At 69.3% G+C, this 2,698-nt stretch carries 3 protein-coding genes; all 3 read right to left on the bottom strand.

Annotated features, from left to right (window positions below; translation table 11 throughout):
* Window positions 1–1,251, bottom strand: a 1,251-nt coding sequence (locus tag CH341_RS30395; RefSeq protein ID WP_111423256.1) for a tyrosinase family protein, incomplete at its 3' end; no start/stop codon positions are given.
* A gap of 25 nt (window positions 1,252–1,276) precedes the next feature.
* Window positions 1,277–1,594 carry a MoaF-related domain-containing protein gene (locus CH341_RS30390; RefSeq protein ID WP_111423254.1) on the bottom strand — a complete coding sequence of 106 codons (318 nt, stop codon included), beginning with the start codon at window positions 1,592–1,594 and terminating at the stop codon, window positions 1,277–1,279.
* A 34-nt stretch (window positions 1,595–1,628) separates the two neighbouring features.
* On the bottom strand, window positions 1,629–2,570 hold the full coding sequence (locus tag CH341_RS30385; protein WP_111423251.1) for a LysR family transcriptional regulator: 942 nt from the start codon (window positions 2,568–2,570) through the stop codon (window positions 1,629–1,631).
* Window positions 2,571–2,698 lie beyond the last annotated feature (128 nt).

Genomic DNA, 2,698 nt, shown 5'->3' with positions numbered 1-2,698 from the left:
GCCCGCCCGGGCCGCGAGCGCCTGCGCCGGTAACGCCACGGTGCCGCCCGCCCGGCCGCCGGGCGTGATCGACCGCTCGGTGATACGCGCGTCGAAGGACTGCACGGCGGCGGAGGGCGCCGTCCCGGCGGCGCGGGGCACCACCTCCTCGCCCGATCCGGGCTGGTAGTCGTAATCGAAGGGGCCGATCTCGGCGTAGTCGCCGGCCGTGATGCGGGTGACCGGCGCGCCCTTGGCGTCGGTGAAGAACAGGAACCGCTCTCTCGACCAATCGCTGAGGTCGCCGCCGGTCGGCAGCGTCGGAAGTCCGAAGCCCTGCTGCTTGCGGGTCCACACGTCCCACAGCCGGTCGATATTGGCGTGGTGCAGGAAGAAGATCGGGTCCACGGGCGACAGGTTGTCCTGCATGAAGCCGCTGCGCGGGGGGCTCAGGTAGAAGCCGCCGACACAATTGTGGACGCGGTTGTGCGGCTGGCCCTCCAGCACGCCGAATCCGGTCATGCCGCTGTGGAACAGCGTCTTGGCGCTCCCGAACGTGATGAAGTCCCGCGGCGCCAAGGCGTTCAGAACGGTAGGCAGCGACACGGTCCGCGCCGTCGAGGCGTCGAAGTCCGGCGTCTGCGGCGTCAATCCGCGCGCATTGGCGCGGTCGAAGAACATCGGATTGTTCTCGATGTCGAACCACAGATCAGCCGGGAACCTGAGCCCCCTGACCAGCAACGCACTCACCTGCTGCGGCGACGCTTTTTTCCAGACGTCGGCGACGGCGCCGTCGAAGGCCTTCCTGAACTCCGCGAAGGTGGCGACATAGGCCGGGTCGGTCGGCGTGAGCACGTCGTCGAACATGGCCTTCGGGACGCGCGGCTCCCTGGTCCAGTCCCAATAGGGCAGGGCGAACTCGGGGTCGCCGCTGAGCTCCCGGCAGGCCTGCTCGAACCAGCCGAGATAAGCCCGGTGCCAGACCAGGAACCACCAGTTTCCGTGCGGGCAGTCGATGGTGTGGACGAGGGCGTGCCGGTACCAGTTGCGCGGATCGCTCGGCGGCAGCGCCAGCATGGCGCGGATCGCCTTCTTGTAGCTGTCGAGCACACGGGGCGGGAAGCCGGGCTCGGAGATGTTGTGCCGCCGAAACCGGGCGCCGCCCTGCGCCGGTGCCGTACCGACCGACAGGCCGAAGGCGGTGGTGGCCGCGACGGCGCCGGCCGTGAAGTCACGGCGGGACATTCCAGACGGGATCGACGTCTCGGACATGGTCGGCTCCGTGCGTTCGGACCGGTCAGGACAGTCGGGTCATGGTTCCGTGAAAGATCGAGAAGCTGCTGTCCGGCCCGGTGATGTGGGTGACGATGGTGTCGGTCTTGTAGTCCTCGAGGTGGACGACCGTGGTCTTGTCGGCCTCCTGCCAGGTGACCAGGAACAGCCTGTCCCTGACCGGCTCGACCGCGATGGTCACGGTCTCGGATGCGCCGTGGCTGCCGTCGCTGCGGACTCCCGTGTAGGTGAGGCGGGTGTCGGACTCGAAATGGAGCTCGACGCGGAAGGCCTGAAAGTCGACAAGCCAGCGATGGCCTGTCCCCGGAAAGACCTCAGGCATTTCCGCTACTCCTGAGCTGCTTGATCTTAAAACACTACCTCAGGTCGTGCCGGATTGGCAAGACCTCCTGATGCGCCGCGGCCGCGATCTCGCGGCGCAGCCAGGCGAGGCCGTCGTCGGCGGCGAGGCGGCGCGGCCAGGCCTGGACGACGTCGAAGCCGGGCAGGGGCACGGGCGGGGTCGCGGTGGCGAGGCCGAGCCGTGCGGCCGCGGGGCCGAGCAGGCGGGCCGGCTCGGTCGCGACCAGATCCGTGGCCGACAGAATCTCCGGCGCCACGAGAAAGTGGCCGACCGTCAGCACCACGCGGCGGCGCGTCTTCGCCCGCCGTAGCGCGTCGTCGACGACGCCCGAGGGCTCGCCCGACAGCGACACCTGCAGATGATCGAGGGCCGCGTAGCGGGCGAGGGTCAGCCGCCGCCCGAACGCCGGATGGTCCTTTCGCGCCGCGCACAGGAACGTCTCGGTGAACAGGGAGGAGCGCGCGATGCGGGCCGGCGGCTTCGGAAAATGCCCGACGATCAGCTCGGCGGTGCCGTCCTCCAGCATGGCGAAGCCGGTGGCGTGGCTGGTGTGACGCACCACCAGCTCGATCGTCGGTGACGTCGCGCGCAGCGTGGCGGCGAGCCGCGGCAGGACCACGAAGGCGGCGTAGTCCGACATGCCGACCGTGAAGCGTCGGTGCGCGGTCGCCGGATCGAAGCTGTCGCCCGGCACCAAGAGGTCGCCGATCTCGGCCAGCACGGCGGCGACGCGGGGGGCGAGGCGCAGCGCCGCCGCGGTCGGCGACAGCCCCGCCGGCATGCGCACGAACAGCGGATCCGAAAACAGCGCCCGCAGCCGCGCGAGCGCGTGGCTCACCGCCGGCTGGGTGAGATGCAGCCGCGCCGCCGCCCGCGTGACGCTGCGCTCGGCGACGAGCGCATCGAGCACGACCAGCAGGTTGAGATCGACGCCGCGTAGATGAATCTGCTGCATGTCTCTCTTATAAAACATGAATTGGGCAGATGGAAGCGGCGCGCCTATGTGTCTCGATGTCGAGTCGGCGTGCGAACGGAGGAAGCTTCTTCCGTCCTCACCTTGAGGTGTGCCGACCAAGTCGGCTG

Origin of the sequence: Rhodoplanes roseus (assembly GCF_003258865.1) — a bacterium.
Classification (GTDB): domain Bacteria; phylum Pseudomonadota; class Alphaproteobacteria; order Rhizobiales; family Xanthobacteraceae; genus Rhodoplanes; species Rhodoplanes roseus.
The sequence above is the reverse complement of the archived record's forward strand: the minus strand, read 5'-3'. Positions and strand labels throughout refer to the sequence as shown.